Origin of the sequence: Streptomyces sp. NPDC021212 (assembly GCF_044332925.1) — a bacterium.
Classification (GTDB): Bacteria; Actinomycetota; Actinomycetes; order Streptomycetales; family Streptomycetaceae; genus Streptomyces.
Genome location: NZ_JBIRPZ010000027.1, coordinates 52,604 through 72,122 on the forward strand (window position 1 = coordinate 52,604; position 19,519 = coordinate 72,122).

The following is a 19,519-nucleotide window of genomic DNA, read 5'->3' on the forward strand; positions in this document are numbered from 1 at the left end:
TTTCGTTGAGCCGTGAGGACGGTCCGGTGCCAGAAGACCAGCAGGGCAAAATCGTCGAGTACCTCAGGCGGGTCACCGCCGACCTGCGGCGGGCGCGAGCGCGGGTCGAGGAACTGGAGCAGCGCGCCGGCGAACCCATCGCGATCGTCGGCATGGGCTGCCGCCTGCCCGGCGGCGTCTGCTCCCCCGAGGAGCTGTGGGAACTGGTCCGCGCCGACGGGGACGCCATCACAGGGTTTCCCACCGACCGCGGCTGGGACCTGAGCGCTCTGCACGGCGACGGCCCGGGCGGCAGCCCCACCCACGAGGGTGGATTCCTGGCCGGGGCGACCGAGTTCGACCCGGGCTTCTTCGGCATCTCCCCGCGCGAGGCCGCGGCGATGGACCCGCAGCAGAGGCTGTTGCTGGAGGTGTCCTGGGAGGCGCTGGAACGGGCCGGGATCGACCCGCTGACCCTGCGCGGCAGCCGCTCCGGCGTGTACGTCGGCACCTACCATTGGGGTTACCGGCAGCCGCCGGACGCGGACGGCGACGACCAGCAGGGCCACGTGATGACCGGCACCGCGGCCAGCGTTCTCTCCGGCCGCCTCGCCTACACCCTGGGTCTGGAGGGCCCGGCCGTCACGGTGGACACCGCGTGCTCGTCCTCGCTGGTCGCGCTGGACATGGCGGTGCGGTCGCTGCGCGGCGGGGAGTCCTCGCTCGCCGTCGTCGGCGGGGTCACGGTGCTGTCGGACCCGGCGATCTTCCCGGAGTTCGGCAGGCAGGGCGGGCTGGCCCCGGACGGGCGGTGCAAGGCGTTCTCCGAGCAGGCGGACGGCACCGGCTGGTCCGAGGGCGTCGGGGTGCTCGTCGTCGAACGGCTGTCGGACGCGCGGCGGCACGGTCATCCCGTACTCGCGGTGGTACGCGGCAGCGCGGTGAACTCCGACGGCGCCTCGAACGGCCTGACGGCGCCGAGCGGAACGGCGCAGGAGCGGGTCATCCGGCAGGCACTGGAGAACGCCGCGCTGACCACCTCCGACGTGGACGTGGTCGAGGCGCACGGCACCGGGACCCGGCTCGGGGACCCCATCGAGGCGCAGGCGCTGCTCGCCACCTACGGCCAGGGCCGGGAGCCGGACCGCCCGCTGTGGCTGGGCTCGCTCAAGTCGAACATCGGCCACACGCAGGCGGCCGCCGGAGTCGCCGGGGTCATCAAGATGGTGCAGGCGATGCGCCACGCCACGCTGCCTCGTACGCTGCATGCCGAAACGCCCTCCACGCGGGTGGACTGGTCCGCCGGCCGGGTCGTGCTGCTGCGCGAGACCATCGCGTGGCCGGAGACCGGCCGGGCCCGGTGCGCGGGGGTGTCGTCGTTCGGGATCAGCGGTACGAACGCCCATGTCGTCCTGGAACAGGCCCCCGAGACACCCGAGACACCCGAGACCCCCGAGGCCCTGGGGGCGCCGGAGAGCCACACCGACCCGGTGCGGGTCGTGCCGGACGCGGTGCCCTGGGTGGTCTCCGCCAGGACCGGCGCCGCCCTCGAGGAGCATCTCCTCCGGGTGCGGTCCCTGCGCGGCGGGCCGGCTTCCCCGGCCGACACCGGATTCTCCCTGGCGAAGGGCCGGTCGGTCTTCGAGCACCGCGCCGTGCTCCTGGGCTCCGCCGAGGGCGCACCGGAACTCGCCAGGGGCGTCGCGGCCGAACGGACACTCGCGGTGCTGTTCTCGGGACAGGGCAGCCAGCGGATCGGCATGGGCCGCGAACTGCACGCGCGCTTCCCGGCCTTCGCGGAAGCATTCGACGCGGTACTCGTGGAGCTGTCCGAGCACCTGCCACCGCCCGGCACCACCGGTCTCCTCCGCGAAGTGATCTGGGGCGAGGACGCCGAGCAGCTGAACCGCACCGGCTTCGCCCAACCCGCTCTGTTCGCGATCGAAGTAGCCCTGTTCCGCCTCGCGGAGACATGGGGCCTGAGGGCCGACTACCTGGCCGGGCACTCGATCGGTGAGATCGCGGCCGCTCACGTCGCGGGAGTGCTGTCTCTTCCGGACGCCTGTGCGCTGGTGGCGGCCAGGGCCCGACTGATGCAGGGCCTGCCCGGTGGCGGGGCGATGGTGGCGGTCGAGGCGTCTGAGGACGAGGTCCGGCCGTTGCTGTCCGGTGAGGTGTCCGTGGCGGCGGTGAACGGGCCGTCGTCGGTGGTGCTGTCCGGCGAGGAGACCGCGGTCGAGGAAGTCGCCGCCCGGTTGGAGGGCCGTCGGACGAGGAGACTGGCTGTCAGCCACGCGTTTCATTCGGCGCTGGTGGATCCGATGCTGGAGGAGTTCCGTGCGGCCGTCGGCGGGCTCACGTTCCATGAGCCGCGCATTCCGGTCGTGTCGAATGTGACGGGGAGACTCGCGAGCGCCGGTGAGCTGGGCACGCCCGACTACTGGGTGCGCCACGTCCGCGAGACCGTACGGTTCGCCGACGGCGTGCGCGCGATCGCCGCCGAGGGCGCCGGCGCCTGGCTGGAGCTGGGGCCGAACGGCGTCCTCACGGCCATGGCCCAGGAGTCCCTGGCGCCCGACGCCGTCGCCGTTCCGTTGCTGCGCGAGGACATCGGCGAAGAACTCGCGGCCGTGACCGCGCTGGCGCGGCTCCACGTATCGGGGGTGGCCGTCGACTGGCCCGAGCTGTTCGCGGACACCGGCGCGCACCGGGTCGACGTACCCACCTACCCGTTCCAGCACCAGCGGTTCGCGCCGGTCGCGGACACACCCGCCCGGGACGGCGGCGGCGTCGAGGCGGAGTTCTGGGCGGCGGTGGAGCGGGAGGACGTCGCGTCGCTGGCGACGAACCTGGACGCCGACGCCGCGGTGCTGCGCACCGTACTGCCCGCCTTGTCCTCGTGGCGGACCCGGCACCGCGAGAGGTCCACGGTGGACTCGTGGCGCCACCGCGAGACCTGGCGGCGGCGGAGCTTTGGGCCCGGGAAGGCATCGGGCACCTGGCTGGTCGTCACCCCGCCGGGCGGGCCGGACGAGGACTGGATCTCCACCGTCGCCGATGCCCTGGGGCCGGACACCGTCCGCGTCGAAGCCGGGGACGCCGACCGTACCGCCCTCGCCGAACGCCTCACCACCGCGACCGATGGTCTTCCGCCCGTGGCCGGGGTGCTCTCCCTGCTGGCAGCGGACGAATCAGCGGACGACACGGGAGTACCCGCCGGGCTCGTCCGCACGACCGCGCTGGTGCAGGCGCTGGGCGACGCCGGACTGCACTGCCCGTTGTGGTGCGTCACGCGCGGCGCGGTGGCCGTGAACGACGCCGAACACCTGGCCGGCCCGGCGCAGGCGGCGGTGTGGGGGCTGGGACGCGTGGCCGCGTTGGAGTACCCGGACCGCTGGGGTGGCCTGATCGACCTGCCCACCGAGCTGAACGAGCACGCGGCCGCCGCCTTCGTCGCGGTACTGGCGGGCCTGGACGGCGAGGACCAGGTCGCCGTACGGCCGTCCGGTACGTACGTACGCAGGCTGGTGCCCGCCCCGGCCCCGCGCCCCGCGGCGGAGTGGGAGCCGTCCGGCACAGTGCTGATCACCGGCGGGACCGGTGCGCTCGGCGCGCACGTGGCGCGCGCGCTCGCCCGACGCGGGCCGGCCACCCACGGACCGGCCGGGAGCGGCGGACCGCGCCTGCTGCTCGTCAGCCGGAGCGGCCCCGCCGCCCCGGGCGCGGCGGACCTGCGCCGGGAGCTGACCGAGCTGGGCGCGGACGTCACCATCGCCGCCTGCGACGCCGCTGACCGGGCGGGGCTGGAGGCCGTACTGGCGGACATCCCGGCCGACCGGCCGCTGACCGGGGTGGTGCACGCGGCAGGTGTGCTGGACGACGGCGTACTCGACCGGCTGACCCCGGACCGGTTCGCCGCGGTGTTCCGCGCCAAGGTCGCGTCGGCCCTCCTGCTCGACGAGCTCACGCGTGACGCGGACCTGTCGGCGTTCATCCTGTTCTCCTCCGTGTCGTCCGTCGTGGGCAATCCCGGACAGGCCAACTACGCGGCCGCCAACGCCTCACTGGACGCGCTGGCGCAGCGCCGGCACGCGCGGGGCCTGCCCGCGACCTCGATCGCCTGGGGAGGCTGGGACAGCGCCGGCATGGCCGCCCGATCGGGCTCCGCAGCATCCGGCGGCGTCGCGCTCGCAAGGCTGGATCCGCGGCTCGCGGTCTCGGCGCTGTCCGAGGCGGTGACCGAACCGCATCCGACGCTGGTGGTCGCCGACCTATTGCACTTCGCGTCGCAGGCCCCGCCCTCCGGCCTGCGCCGGACCCCACTGCTGGAAGAGCTGCCGTACGCGCGGCACGCGCCCCGCGAGGGCAGCGCACCGGCGCCGCGGCTGCGCGACCTCCCGGAGGACGAGCGGGCCGCGCGGGCGCTGGAGACGGTACGGGAGCGCGCGGCCGCCGTGCTCGGGCACCCGTCCGCGAACGCGACGCACGTGGTGCACGCGGACAAAGCCTTCCGGGACTCCGGATTCACTTCCCTGACCGCGGTGGAGCTGCGCAACCAACTCGCGGCCGAGACAGGACTGGCGCTGCCCACCGGCGTCGTATTCGACTACCCGACCCCCCGGCTGCTGGCCGAACATCTGCTGGCCGGACTGGGCGGTGAACGGTCCGTCCCGGACGTACCGGCCCCGCCCGCGGCACCGGCCGGGGCCGCCGACGAACCGCTGGCGATCGTGGGCATGGCCTGTCGGCTGCCCGGCGGTGCGAACACCCCCGAGCAGCTGTGGGAGCTGCTGGCCGAGGGGCGGGACGCCGTCTCGGACTTCCCCGCCGACCGCGGCTGGGACCTCAGCGTCTTCGACGGCGACGGGCCGTGGAGCGGCGCCCGCTTCGAGGGCGGATTCCTCTACGACGCGGCCGAGTTCGACGCCCCGTTCTTCGGGATCTCGCCACGCGAGGCGGTGACCATGGATCCGCAGCAGCGGCTGCTGCTCGAAGTGTCCTGGGAGGCTGTCGAACGCTCAGGACTCGACCCGCGGACCCTGCGCGGCAGCAGCACCGGGGTCTTCATGGGCAGCAACGGGCAGGACTACGCCCACGTGGTGACCGGATCCCGCGAGGACATGGCGGCCCACGCCGCCACCGGACTCGCGGCGAGCGTGCTCTCCGGCCGGCTGTCCTACACCTTCGGGTTCGAGGGCCCCGCCGTCACCGTGGACACCGCATGCTCCTCCTCCCTGGTCGCCCTGCACCTGGCGACGCGGGCGCTGCGCGCGGGCGAGTGCTCACTGGCCCTGGTCGGCGGAGCAACCGTGATGACCGACTCGGCCAGCTTCGCCCGGATCTCCCGGCTGGGCGCGATCGCCCGCGACGGCCGGGCCAAGGCGTTCTCCGACGACGCGGACGGCACCGGATACTCCGAAGGCGTCGGCGTGGTGGTGGTCGAGCGCCTGTCGGACGCGCGGCGCAACGGGCACCGGATCCTCGCGGTGGTACGGGGGAGCGCGGTCAACCAGGACGGCGCGTCGAACGGCTTGACCGCGCCCAACGGCCCCTCCCAGCAGCGCGTCATCCGCCAGGCGCTCGCCGACGCCGGCCTGTCCGGCGCGGACATCGACGCCGTGGAGGCACACGGCACCGGCACCCGGCTGGGCGACCCGATCGAGGCGGGAGCGCTGCTGGCCACCTACGGCCGACAGCGGCCGGCGGACCGGCCGCTGTGGCTGAGCTCGCTCAAGTCCAACATCGGCCATACCCAGGCCGCGGCCGGGGTCGCGGGCGTCATCAAGACGGTGCTGGCCCTGCGACACGACACGCTCCCCCGCACCCTGCACGCCGACACCCCGTCCTCGCGGGTGGACTGGTCCTCCGGCGCCGTGGAACTCCTCACCGAACAGCGGCAGTGGCCCCGGGCGGACCGGCCGCGCCGCGCCGGGGTCTCGGCGTTCGGCATCAGCGGAACGAACGCACACGTCGTCCTGGAGGAGGCACCCGACACCCGTGAACACCCCGCCCCCGAGACCGATGGCCCCGTACCGTGGGTGCTCTCGGCGCGGTCCGCGACGGCCCTCGGCGAACAGGCCGCACGGTTGCGGGCGTTCGCTCTGGAAAACCCGACATCCTCGCCCGCCGGGGTGGGATGGTCCCTGGCCACCACCCGCTCCGCCTTCGACCACCGTGCGGTCGTGCTCGGGAACAACCACGACGAACGCTTGCGCTCCCTCGACACACTGGCGGCCCAGGGCAGCGCTTCCGGTCTGGTGCGCGGAACCGCGCTGGAGAACGAGACCGGCCCGGTGTTCGTCTTCCCGGGCCAGGGCTCGCAATGGTGGGGCATGGGCCGGGAACTCTTCGCGGCCTCCCACGTCTTCCGGAACACCGTGACCGCCTGCGCCGACGCGCTCGCCCCGCACATCGACTGGTCGCTGACCGACCTGCTGACCGGTTCCGGGGATCCCGAAGCGCTCGAACGGGCCGATGTCGTACAGCCCGCGCTGTTCGCGATGATGGTGGCGCTGGCCGAAATGTGGCGCTCCCACGGCGTCGAACCCGGCGCCGTCGTAGGGCATTCACAGGGCGAGGTCGCCGCGGCTCATGTCGCCGGCGCCCTGTCGCTCGATGACGCCGCCACGCTCATCGCGCTGCGCAGCAGGACGATGCTGAAGCTGGCCGGGCACGGCGGCCTGATGTCGGTGGCCGCCCCCGCCGGGCGGGTGGGCCCACTGCTGGAATCCTGGCCGGGGAGGCTGTCCCTGGCGGTGCTGAACGGGCCCTCGTCCGTGGTGGTCTCCGGAGATCCGGCGGCGCTGGACGAGCTGATGCGGGAGTGCGAGGCCCAGGGCCTGCGCACCCGCAAGGTGCGGTCCGACATCGCGGGCCACGGACCGCAGGCCGAAGCCGTACGGGACGAACTGCTGACCGTCCTGGCGCCGCTGCGCCCGGTGTCCTCGCGGGTGCCGTTCTACTCCACGGTGACCGGTGAGCGGCTGGACACGGCCACGCTGGACGCCGACTACTGGTACGCGAACCTGCGGCAGATGGTGCGCATGGAGCAGGCGACCCAGTCGTTGCTGGCCGACGGCCACCGGATCTTTGTCGAGACGAACCCGCATCCGCTGCTGGCCGGCGCGATCGAGGAGACCTGCGAGACGGCGGGTGCCGACGGGGCGGTGGTCCTCGGCTCGATCCGCCGGAACGACGGCGGCGCCCGGCGCTTCGTGACCTCGATCGCCGAGGGCTGGGTGCGCGGGCTCCCGGTCGACTGGCGTACGGCGCTTCCGGACGGTTGCGGCGGCCCGGTCGACCTGCCCACTTACCCGTTCCAGCGCCGGCGTTACTGGCCGGAGCCCACAGCGGAGCGCGTGCAGGCCGCCGGTGGCACCGGCGCCACCGAGGTTGAGGACGCCGCCTTCTGGACACTCGTGGAGAGCGGCGACCTCGACGCGCTCTCCGCGGAATTGGGCGTCGACGCCGACGGCGGTCAGGAATCCCTCTCCGCCGTGCTGCCCGCACTGTCCGCGTGGCGCGAGCAGTACCGGCGGCGGTCGGCCGCGGGTGCCTGGTGCTACCGGGCCGACTGGACCCGCCTGAGGGAACCCGCGACCACCCCGCTCACCGGCAGGTGGCTGGCGGTGGTCCCGGCCGAATGCGAGGGCGACCCATGGGCCGAAGCGGTGCTCGACGCCCTGGGCCCGGACGTGGTGCGGATCGATGTCGAGTCCACCGAGGACACCGACCGCGAGCAGTTGGCGGCCCGACTGGCCGATGCCGGTGAGAGCTCTCCTCACCCCGCCACGGAGTTCACCGGAGTCCTCTCGCTGCTGGGCCTCGCCGAGCGGCCGCACTCCGGGTTCACCTCCGTCCCGAGCGGACTGTCCGCGACCCTCGCCCTGGTCCAGGCGCTGGGCGACGCGCGGCTGCGCGCGCCGCTGTGGTGCGTCACGCGCGGCGCCGTCTCGGCCGCGCGGGACGACCGGGTCAGCCACCCGGCGCAGGGTGCGCTGTGGGGCTTCGGCAGGGTCGTCGCGCTCGAACAACCGGGCCTGTGGGGCGGCCTGGTGGACCTCCCGGAGACGCTGGACCAGCGAGCCGCCGCTCGCTTGGCCGGAGTACTGGCGGGCCTGGACGGCGAGGACCAGGTCGCGGTCCGCGCGTCGGGCGCCTTCGGCCGTCGGCTGTTCCACGCCGAGCCCGCCTCCGCGCGGCCCGAGCGGCCGTGGCGTACCCGCGGGACCGTGCTCATCACGGGCGGCACCGGCGGTCTGGGTCCGTATCTCGCCCGGTGGGCCGTCGAGCGCGGCGCCGGGCACATCGTGCTCGCCGGCCGTCGTGGCCCGGACGCGCCGGGCGTCACCGCACTGCGCGCCGAACTGGAAAGCCTGGGCGCGCGGGTGACGGTCGTGGCCTGCGACGCGGCCGACCGCGACGCGCTCTCCGCCGTGCTGTCGGCCATTTCTGCCGAGTTCCCCCAATTTCCGCTGTCCGCGGTGATCCACGCCGCCGGGGTGTCGGACGGCGACAGCGAAGCGGCTTCGCTGACCGCCGACCGGCTGGACGCGCTGATGCGGCCCAAGCTGACCGCCGCCCGCAACCTGCACGAACTGACCACGGACGCCAGGCTGGACGCGTTCGTGCTGTTCTCCTCGGGCGCCTCGGCCTGGGGCAGCGGCGGACAGCCCGGCTACGCGGCGGGCAACGCCTACCTCGACGCGCTGGCCGAACACCGCCGTGCCCGGGGCCTGACCGCCACGTCGATCGCCTGGGGCGCCTGGGGCGAGGCGGGTATGGCCACCGACCCCGGCCTGGTGGAACGGCTGGCGAAGCGTGGCGTTCTGCCGATGGAGCCACCCAAGGCCATCGCCGCGCTCCAGCGAATCCTTGACGACGACCGGACCACCATGACGGTGTCGGCGATGGATTGGGCCGCGTTCGCCCCCAGCTTCACCGTGTCCCGTCCCAGCCCGCTGCTGTCCGGCCTGCCGGAAGCCCGCGAACCGGCGCCCGCCGACACCGCGAGGGAGGCAGGGGATGTCGGGGACGCCGGTGACGCCGGGGACAAAACCCCGGACGGTACGCCGTCGTTGCCGCACCGCCTCGCCGGACTGCCCGACGCGGAACGGCGCCGAGTCCTGCTCGACGCCGTACGGGCCGAGGTGGCCGCGGCCCTCGGCCACTCCGAGACGGACGCCGTCCCGGCCGACCGGGCCTTCCGTGACCTCGGCTTCGATTCGGTGAGCGCGGTGGAACTACGGAACCGGCTCAAGGCGGTGACCGGACTGCCCCTGCCGGCCGCGCTGGTCTTCGACTACCCGAATCCCACCGCCCTCGCCGGGCACATAGGGGCCGAGCTGTTCCCCGGCACCCGGGAGCCCGCCGAGGACCCCGAGGCCGAGATCCGCCGGGTCCTGGCTTCCATTCCGCCGAGCAGGCTGCGCAGGGCCGGACTGCTGGACCTGGTGCTGCGGCTCGCGGACAGCGGCGGTGACGACACCACTCGTGCGGCCCCCGCGCAGACCGGTCCCGAAAACGACCTCGACGACCTTGACGACCTCGACGGCGAGAGCCTGCTGCGGCTGGCGGCCGAGACCACCACGGAATGACGCACGGCATGGCGCACGGCGCTACAGCCGGACTCACGCCCGACCCGAGAGAGCGTGCATGAACACCCCCAACCAGTACATCGAGGCGCTCCGGTCCTCCCTCAAGGAGAACGAGCGGCTGCGTCGGCAGAACCAGCAGTTGACCGCGTCGGCGGTCGAGCCGATCGCCATCGTCGGCATCGGCTGCCGGTTTCCCGGCGGCGTGGCCTCGCCCGAAGACCTGTGGCAACTGGTCGTCGAGGGCCGGGACGTGATGTCGGACTTCCCGGCCGACCGGGGCTGGGACCTGGCCAGGCTCGGCGGCGACGGGCGCGGCCGCAGCCTTGCTCGCCAAGGCGGCTTCCTCGACCACGCGACGGAGTTCGATCCCGCCTTCTTCGGCATCTCGCCGCGGGAGGCGGTCGCGATGGACCCGCAGCAGCGGCTGCTCCTGGAAACCGCCTGGGAGGCGCTGGAACGGGCCGGGATCGCGCCGACGCGGCTGCGCGGCAGCCGGACCGGAGTGTTCGCCGGAACCACCGGGCAGGACTACGGCAAGGTGGTCGCGGCGGCCCGCGAGGACATGGAGATCTACTCCACCACCGGCCATGCGGCGGGCGTCATCTCCGGGCGGCTGTCGTACGTACTCGGTCTCGAAGGCCCTGCCGTCACCGTCGACACGGGCTGCTCGTCCTCGATGGTCGCGCTGCACTGGGCGGTGCAGTCACTGCGGTCGGGCGAGTGCACTCTGGCGCTGGCCGGTGGTGCGACCGTGATGTCCACGCCCGGCATCTTCGTCTCGTTCACCGCGCAGGGCGGGCTGGCCTCCGACGGGCGCTGCAAGCCCTTCTCCGACGCGGCCGACGGAGTCGGCTGGAGCGAGGGCGCGGGCGTGCTGGTCCTGGAGCGGCTGTCGGACGCCAGGCGCAACGGGCACCCCGTGCTCGCCGTGGTGCGCGGCACCGCGATCAACCAGGACGGCGCCTCCAACGGCCTGAGCGCCCCGAACGGCCCCGCGCAACAGCGAGTGATCCGGGCCGCCCTGGACAGCGCCGACCTCACCGCGGATCAGGTGGACGCGGTGGAGGCGCACGGCACCGGCACCACCCTCGGCGACCCCATCGAGGCGCAGGCCCTGCTGGCCACGTACGGGCAGGAGCGCGAACACCCGTTGCTGCTGGGGTCGGTGAAGTCCAACATCGGCCACACCCAGGGCGCCGCCGGTGTAGCGGGCCTGATCAAGACGGTGATGGCCCTGCGGCACGGGGAGCTGCCGCGCAGCCTGCACTCCGAGGTGCCCTCCTCCAACGTGGACTGGACGGCCGGTGCGGTCCAGTTGCTGGCGGAGCACACCGCGTGGCCCGATACGGGACGTCCCCGGCGAGCCGGAGTGTCGTCGTTCGGGATCAGTGGTACCAACGCGCATGTGATTGTGGAGCAGGCGTCGTCGCCGGAGCAGCGGGTCGAGGAGCCGTCGGTGGTGCCTGGCGTGGTGCCGTGGGTGGTGTCGGGGCGGACGGCCGGCGCTTTGGATGCGCAGGTGGAGCGGCTCACGTCCGCTACGGACGGCAGTGGTCCGTTGGATGTCGGGTTCTCGCTGGCGACGGGCCGGTCCGCGTTCGAGCACCGGGCGGTGCTGCTGGCGGGTGCGGATGCGGATGCCGGTGGTGTGTATGAGGTTGCGCGTGGTGTTGTCGGGGACGGGCCGTTGGCTGTGGTGTTCTCGGGGCAGGGTGCGCAGCGGCTGGGTATGGGCCGGGAGTTGTATGGCCGGTTCCCGGTGTTCGCGGAGGCGCTGGATGCCGTACTCGCGCACCTGGATGATTCGGTGCGGGGGGTGATGTGGGGTGATGATGCCGAGGCATTGAACAGTACCGGGTGGGCTCAGCCCGCGCTGTTCGCGGTTGAGGTGGCGTTGTTCCGGCTGGTGGAGTCGTTCGGTGTGCGGCCGGACTTCGTCGGTGGGCATTCGATTGGTGAGGTGGCGGCGGCGCATGTGGCGGGTGTGCTGTCGTTGGAGGACGCGTGTGCTTTGGTGTCGGCGCGGGCTGGGTTGATGCAGGCGTTGTCGGCCGGTGGTGCGATGGTGGCGGTCGAGGCGACTGAGGACGAGGTCGCGCCGTTGCTGTCGGATCGGGTGTCGGTCGCGGCGGTGAACGGGCCGTTGTCGGTGGTGTTGTCCGGTGAGGAATCGGCGGTGCTGGAGGTCGCCGGGCGTTTCGAGGATCGTAGGACGAGCCGTTTGCGGGTCTCGCACGCGTTTCATTCGCCGTTGATGGATCCGATGCTGGACGAGTTCCGTACGGTGGTCGGGGAACTCGCCTTCCACGAGCCTGCGATGCCGGTGGTGTCGAATCTGACCGGTTCCCTCGCCACGGCGGAGGAGCTGTGTTCGCCGGAGTACTGGGTGCGGCATGTGCGGGAGACCGTACGGTTCGCCGACGGGATCCGGGCTCTGTCCGATGAGGGGGTACGGACCTTCCTGGAACTGGGCCCGGACGGGGTGCTCTCGGCGCTGGTCCGGGACTCGGCGCCGGACGACACCGTCGCCATCCCGGCGCTGCGCAAGGACCGTGGAGAGGAACTCGGCCTCGTCACCGGTCTGGCGCGGCTGCATGTGACGGCCACGGCGGTCGACTGGCCCGTACTGTTCGCGGGCACGGGCGCGCGCCGCGTGGACCTGCCGACCACGGTGTTCCAGCGCCGACGGTACTGGCCCTCGGGCACCGCGCGCGTCCGGGACGCCACCGGACTCGGGCTGGGCGCCGCGGACCATCCGCTGCTGGGCGCGGCGGTGGAACTCGCCGACGGCGCGGGCGCCGTGTTCACCGGCCGCCTGTCCGTGCTGTCCCACCCCTGGCTCGCCGACCATGTGGTGCGCGGCCGCATTCTGGTGCCGGGCACGGCATTCCTGGAGTTGGCGATCCGCGCGGGCGACGAGTTCGGCTGCGACCGGATCGATGAACTCACGCTGGCCGCGCCACTGGTGCTGCCCGAACAGGGTGCCGTACGGATCCAGGTGCGCGTGGGCGCCGAGCGCGGCGACGGCCGCCGTGCCATCACGGTCCACGCGCGGACCGAAGCGGCGGCGGATGCCACTCCGTGGACCGAGCACGCCTCGGGCCTGCTCGGCCGGAGGGACGGCACGACCGAGGCGGGAACGGCATTCGATGCCACGGTGTGGCCGCCAGCGGGCGCCGAGCCGATCGAGCTCGGCGACTGCTACGCACACCTCGCCGACCTGGGCTTCACCTACGGCCCGGCGTTCCAGGGCCTGCGGGCGGCCTGGCGCCGGGGCACCGAGCTGTTCACCGAGGTCGCCCTCCCCCGGGAGGCCGAGACGGGCGGCCCGGCGGATGCCGGTGCGTTCTGCCTCCACCCCGCCCTTCTCGACACCGCGCAGCACGCCTCGTCCTTCGCCGATCTCGGCGCGATCAGCGAGGGCGGCCTCCCGTTCTCCTGGCAAGGGGTATCGCTGTACGCGTCCGGGGCTACGACGGTGCGGGCCCGGCTGTCGCGGATCGAGCACGACGCCGTGTCGATCGCCATCGCCGACACGGCCGGTGACCTGATCGCGTCCGTTGACTCCTTCGTCACTCGCCCGGTCCCGGACGGTCGGCTGGACGACGGCCCGACGGCCGTGGACGCGGATTCGCTGTTCGGCCTCGACTGGACGCCCGTACCGGCAGGGTCCGGCGCGGTCCAGGCGGGCTCCGTCGCCGTCATCCGGCCGGATGGCCCCCTGGGCTCCGGCCCGCAGGCGAATCCCGCCGGTCACGGCCTGACCGACGCTCTGCGGCAGGGCGACGCGGGCGTCGAGGTACACGCGGACCTGGACGCGCTCGTGGAGCACCCGGTCCCGGACGTGGTGCTGGCCGAGCTCGCGCCCGTACCCGGACAGAACACGATAGACGCCGTCCACGCCACGGTCGCCCGGGCGCTGAGGCTCGTACAGCACTGGCTGGCGGACGAGCGGTTCGCCGGTTCCCGGCTGGTCCTGGTGTCCCGGGACGCCGGTGACCTCGCTTCGGCAGCGGCGTGGGGCCTGCTGCGGTCCGTGCAGTCCGAACACCCCGACCGCGTCACCCTGCTCCACCTGGATCAGACCCCGGGCGACGACGCGGTGCCGGGAGCACTGCTGTCGTGGGCGCTGACCGCGCCGGAACCGGAAATCCTCATCCGCGACGGGCAGATCCTCGCCCCCCGGCTGTCCCGCGTGCCACACGGAACCGAGGCCGCCGGCTGGGACGAAGCCGGCACGGTCCTGATCACCGGTGGCACCGGCGGCTTGGGCGCCGTGATGGCCCGTCACCTCGTGACCGAACACGGTGTACGGGACCTGCTGCTCGCGTCGCGACGTGGAGCCGAGGCCCCCGGCGCCGGAGCCCTCGCCTCCGAACTGACCGGGCTCGGCGCGCGGGTACATACCGTGGCCTGCGACGTCGCCGACCGCGCCGCCCTCGCGGAGCTGCTGACCCGGCACGACGTATCCGCCGTGGTGCACACCGCCGGGGTGCTCGACGACGGAGTGGTCGGCGCCCTCACCGAGGAACGCGTCGACGCCGTGCTGCGGCCGAAGGTCGACGCGGCCTGGCATCTGCACGAACTGACGCGTGACCTGGACCTGGACCTGTCGGCGTTCGTGATGTTCTCCTCCGCCGCCGGTACCCTGGGCGGGCCGGGGCAGGCCAACTACGCCGCCGCGAACGCTTTCCTCGACGCCCTGGCCGAGCACCGCCGGAGCCTCGGGCTACCCGGGATATCGCTGGCGTGGGGCCCGTGGGCCCAGGCCGACGGCAGCGGGATGACCAGCGGTCTGACCGAGATCGACAGGGCCCGCCTGAGCCGCTCGGGTTTCCCGCCCCTGACCGCCCGACAAGGCGTGGCCCTGTTCGACGCCGCTTTGGCCACCGGCCGGTCCGCCGTGCTCCCGATCAGACTGGACCTGCCCACCCTGCGTGCGCGCGGGGAGGTCCCACCGGTGCTGCGGGGCCTGGTACGCACCCCGATCCGCCGCGCCACCAGCCCGACCGTCACCGTCGGTGGCCGTGCCGGTGGTGGTGGCGGCCTGACCGACCGGCTGGCCGAACTGAGCCGTCCCGACCGTGACGCGGCGCTGCTGGAGCTGGTCCGCGGCCAGGTCGCGCTCGTCCTCGGCCACGAAAGCCCGGCAACGGTCGATCCCGTGCGGGCCTTCCGCGACCTGGGCTTCGACTCGCTCACGGCCGTCGAGTTGCGCAACGGGCTGAGTGCGGCGACCGAACTGCGGCTCCCGGCAACCCTGGTGTTCGACTACCCGACGCCGAAGGCACTTGCCGACCACCTGAGCCGGGAGCTCTCCGCCGGGCCCGCGGAGGCGGTGGCGGACGGCCCGGCGAGCGCGCCGGTGCCGGTCGCCGACGATCCGGTGGTGATCGTGGGCATGGCGTGCCGCTACCCGGGCGGGGTCTCGTCCCCCGACCAGCTGTGGGATCTGGTGGCCGGAGGCGTGGACGCGGTGTCGGAATTCCCGACGGACCGAGGCTGGGATACGGAAGGGCTCTACCACCCGGACCCCGAGCGCCCCGGGACCTCGTCGACCCGTGCCGGTGGCTTCCTGCACGACGCTGCGCAGTTCGACTCCGACTTCTTCGGGATGAGCCCGCGCGAAGCCCTGGCGACCGACGCGCAGCAGCGGCTGCTGCTGGAGACGGTGTGGGAGGCGATCGAGCACACGGGCATCGATCCGGTGTCGCTGCGCGGCAGCCGGACCGGCGTGTTCGCCGGGGTCATGTACAACGACTACCGGACCTTGCTCACCGGCGACGAGTTCGAGGTGTTCCGGGGCAACGGCAGTGCCCCGAGCGTGGCGTCGGGTCGGGTGTCGTACACGTTGGGGTTTGAGGGTCCGACGGTGACGGTTGATACGGCGTGTTCGTCGTCGTTGGTGGCGATGCATCTGGCGGCGCAGGCGTTGCGTGCGGGTGAGTGTTCGCTGGCGTTGGCCGGTGGTGTGACGGTGATGTCGACGCCGACGACGTTCGTGGAGTTCTCGCGGCAGGGCGGATTGGCGCCGGACGGCCGTTGCAAGTCCTTCTCCGACGCCGCCGACGGTGTCGGCTGGGGCGAGGGTGTCGGCATGCTGGTGCTGGAGCGGTTGTCCGACGCTGAGCGGAACGGGCACTCGGTACTCGCCGTGGTGCGGGGCAGCGCGGTGAATCAGGACGGTGCGTCGAATGGGTTGACCGCGCCGAATGGTCCCTCCCAGGAGCGGGTGATCCGGCAGGCGTTGGCCAGTGGCGGTCTGTCGCCGGTGGATGTGGATGTGGTGGAGGCGCACGGGACCGGTACCACTTTGGGTGATCCGATCGAGGCGCAGGCGTTGCTGGCCACCTATGGCCAGGACCGGGACTCGGGGCGTCCGTTGTTGTTGGGGTCGGTGAAGTCGAATATTGGTCATACGCAGGCTGCGGCGGGTGTCGCGGGTGTGATCAAGACGGTGATGGCGATGCGGCATGGGGTGCTGCCGCGCACCCTGCACGTGGATGCTCCGTCGTCGCACGTCGACTGGACGGTGGGCGATGTCGAGCTGGTGCGGGACACCACCGCTTGGCCGGATTCGGAACATCCGCGCCGGGCGGGCGTCTCGTCGTTCGGCGTCAGTGGTACCAACGCGCATGTGATTGTGGAGCAGGCGTCGTCGCCGGAGCAGCGGGTCGAGGAGCCGTCGGTGGTGCCTGGCGTGGTGCCGTGGGTGGTGTCGGGGCGGACGGCCGGCGCTTTGGATGCGCAGGTGGAGCGGCTCACGTCCGCTACGGACGGCAGTGGTCCGTTGGATGTCGGGTTCTCGCTGGCGACGGGCCGGTCCGCGTTCGAGCACCGGGCGGTGCTGCTGGCGGGTGCGGATGCGGATGCCGGTGGTGTGTTTGAGGTTGCGCGTGGTGTTGTCGGGGACGGGCCGTTGGCTGTGGTGTTCTCGGGGCAGGGTGCGCAGCGGCTGGGTATGGGCCGGGAGTTGTATGGCCGGTTCCCGGTGTTCGCGGAGGCGCTGGATGCCGTACTCGCGCACCTGGATGATTCGGTGCGGGGGGTGATGTGGGGTGATGATGCCGAGGCATTGAACAGTACCGGGTGGGCTCAGCCCGCGCTGTTCGCGGTTGAGGTGGCGTTGTTCCGGCTGGTGGAGTCGTTCGGTGTGCGGCCGGACTTTGTGGCGGGGCATTCGATCGGCGAGGTGGCGGCGGCGCATGTGGCGGGTGTGCTGTCGTTGGAGGACGCGTGTGCTTTGGTGTCCGCGCGGGCTGGGTTGATGCAGGCGTTGTCGGCCGGTGGTGCGATGGTGGCGGTCGAGGCGACTGAGGACGAGGTCGTGCCGTTGCTGTCGGATCGGGTGTCGGTCGCGGCGGTGAACGGGCCGTTGTCGGTGGTGTTGTCCGGTGAGGAATCGGCGGTGCTGGAGGTCGCCGGGCGTTTCGAGGATCGTAGGACGAGCCGTTTGCGGGTCTCGCACGCGTTTCATTCGCCGTTGATGGATCCGATGCTGGACGAGTTCCGTACGGTGGTCGGGGACCTCGCCTTCCACGAGCCTGCGATGCCGGTGGTGTCGAACCTGACCGGTGCGGTGGCTGCGGCTGGGGAGTTGTGCTCGGCGGAGTACTGGGTGCGGCATGTGCGGGAGACCGTACGGTTCGCCGACGGGATCCGGGCTCTGTCCGATGAGGGAGTACGGACCTTCCTGGAACTGGGCCCGGACGGGGTGCTCTCGGCGCTGGTCGGGAACTCGGCGCCGGACGACACCGTCGCCATCCCGGCGCTGCGCAAGGACTGGCCGGAGGAGACCGCGGCCGTCAGCGCATTGGCGCAGATGTACGTGAGGGGTGTGCCCGTCGACTGGCGGGCGTACTTCGCGGGTACGGGCGCGCGCCGGGTCGAGCTGCCCACTTATGCGTTCCAGCACCGGCGGTACTGGCCTTCAGCGTCGACGGCGATCCGGGACGCCACGGGCCTGGGGCTGACCTCGGCCCAGCACCCGTTGCTGGGTGCCTCCGTTCCTCTGGCGGACTCGGATGGCGTGGTGTTCTCCGGTCGCCTGTCGTTGGCCTCGCATCCGTGGCTGGCCGACCATACGGTGATGGGCCGGATTCTGGTGCCGGGAGCCGCTTTCGTGGAGTTGGCCATCCGGGCCGGTGATGAGTTCGGCTGCGCACGGATCGAGACACTCACCCTCGCCACGCCACTGGTGCTGCCCGAACAGGGCGCAGTGCAGATCCAGGTCCGCGTGGGCGCCGCCGATGCCGACGATCGGCGGGCCATCACCGTCCACGCCCGGCCTGAAGGCACGGCGGGAAGTGCATCCGCGTCATGGACGCAGCATGCTGCGGGCACGCTCTCCACCGAGTACGAGACCGCAGGTTCTGAGGCGCCCGGACGTGAGGGTGCCGTGTGGCCTCCGGCGGGCGCAGAGCCCATTGATCTCGACGATTTCTACGCGGCCCGGGCAGATTCCGGGTTCGACTACGGTCCGGTGTTCCAGGGCCTGCGGGCGGCCTGGAGGCACGGCGACGACGTGTTCGCCGAGGTGGGCCTGGGCGAGGCGGAACTGAACGAAGGTGTCGAGGCAGATGGCTTTGGGCTTCACCCGGCCCTGCTGGACGCGGTGCTGCACGCGACGGCCTTGACCATCGAAGACGGCGTGCTCCCGTTTGTATGGGAGGGGGTCTCGCTGCACGCCGCAGGGGCGACGGCGGTACGGGTCCGGCTCTCCCACCCCGAGCCGGACAAGATCACCATCGCGATCGCCGACATGGCCGGGCAGCCGGTCGCCACGGTGGGCGGCCTGCTGGTGCGTTCGATCACGCCCGGGCAGCTGGACGCGGTTGCCGCGCCCGAGCGGGACTCGCTGTTCCGGGTCGAGTGGGCCCCGGCCGCGCCGAGTCGTGCGGTTTCCGGCCCGGTGGCCGTGGTCGGCCCCGATGGTGGTCTGGCCGATGAACTGGCGGGCGACGGAATCACCGTAAGCGCGTATCCGGATCTGGCCGCGCTGGCTGAGGACGCGGTACCGGAGGTGGTACTGGCGCTTGTCTCCGGTGACCGGTCGGAGAGCATGGTGGATGCGGTCCACGACACCGTGTCACGGGCCCTGGATCTGACACAGCGGTGGTTGGAGGGGGAGCGGTTCCTCGATTCTCGGCTCGTGGTGATGATCCGAGGTGCGGTTGACGACCCAGCCATCGCGGCCGCGTGGGGCTTGCTGCGGTCGGCGCAGTCTGAGCATCCGGGTCGGATTGCTCTGCTGGACCTCGGGGGCGGGGGTTGCTCGGGGGCGTTGCTGGCGGAGGCGCTGAGTGTGGCGGAACCCGAGGTTGCCGTTCGCGAGGGGCAGTTGGTGGTGCCGCGGTTGGCACGGGTGGGTGTGTCCGATGCTGTGGTGCGGGTGTGGGATGGACCGGGCAGCGTGCTGGTCACGGGTGGTACGGGTGGTCTGGGTGCGGTGGTGGCGCGGCACCTGGTGGCCGAGCACGGCGTACGGGACCTGCTCCTGCTGTCCCGGCGGGGGACGGCTTCGCCGGGTGCTGAGGACCTGGTCGCCGAACTCGCCGGATTGGGTGCCCGCGCCGAGGTGGTGGCCTGTGATGTGGCCGACCGGGATGCGCTGGCGGAGGTGCTGGCCGGGCGGGAGATTTCGGCTGTGGTGCATACGGCCGGTGTGCTCGATGACGGTCTGATGGGTGCGCTGACTCCGGGGCGTGTTGATGCGGTGTTGCGTCCGAAGGTGGATGCGGCGTGGCATCTCCACGAGCTGACACGGGACATGGATTTGTCCGCGTTCGTGGTGTTCTCCTCCGCGGCGGGCACGTTCGGCAGTGCGGGTCAGGGGAGTTACGCGGCGGGGAATGCGTTCCTGGACGCGTTGGTGCGGTACCGGCGGGACCGGGGGCTGCCGGGTGTGTCGCTGGCCTGGGGTCCGTGGGAGCAGGCCGATGGGA

At 72.5% G+C, this 19,519-nt stretch carries 2 pseudogenes; both read left to right on the forward strand.

Going from position 1 to position 19,519, the window contains the following annotated elements:
- Window positions 1-26: 26 nt before the first annotated feature.
- Window positions 27-9,575: pseudogene (locus ACH4SI_RS41215) on the forward strand (type I polyketide synthase); the annotation flags it as partial.
- A gap of 76 nt (window positions 9,576-9,651) precedes the next feature.
- Window positions 9,652-19,519: pseudogene (locus tag ACH4SI_RS41220) on the forward strand (SDR family NAD(P)-dependent oxidoreductase); the annotation flags it as partial.